Source organism: Variovorax sp. 01N429 (assembly GCF_056399425.1).
In genome coordinates this window covers 1-422 of sequence record NZ_JBFTRG010000146.1, presented here as the reverse complement: position 1 = coordinate 422, position 422 = coordinate 1, and the positions used below count along the sequence as shown (strand labels likewise).

Sequence of the window (422 nt, the reverse complement as noted above, 5' to 3'; positions counted from 1 at the left end):
GCCTTCCGCCTCGCGGGCGGTCTCGGCGCCGGTGCGGCCCGGGTCCGGGTCGATCCAGCCCAGGAGTGCGGCGAGTTCGCCGTTCTCCAGGTCGCTCTGGCCGGTCGCCCAGGTGCGGGCCAGCAGGTCGGTCATGGCGAGCAGCAGCGACGAGCCGGGCGTCCGGGCGCGTTCGGCGAGGTAGGTGCACCAGCGTCCGAGGAGCGGGACGTCGGGGTGGACGGCGTATTCGCCGTCGGTGCGGCGGAACCGGGTGGAGCGGCCGAGGAGGCGGACGTACTCGATACCGGCCGGGGACGGGACGATGATCTGCGGGGCGTCGACGGCGCGTTCGTACGGGTCGTCGTTCTTGCGTTCGATCGTCTCGGTCTTGGCGAGCCACTCGGTGAGGTACGGCAGGAGTACCGCGGCCAGGTCGGCGA

Annotated in this window: 1 protein-coding gene; it reads right to left on the bottom strand. The window is 72.7% G+C overall.

The annotated features are described in order from the left end of the window. On the bottom strand, positions 1 to 422 hold a 422-nt coding region (locus AC1DSF_RS30990; RefSeq protein WP_478184141.1), incomplete at both ends, for a hypothetical protein.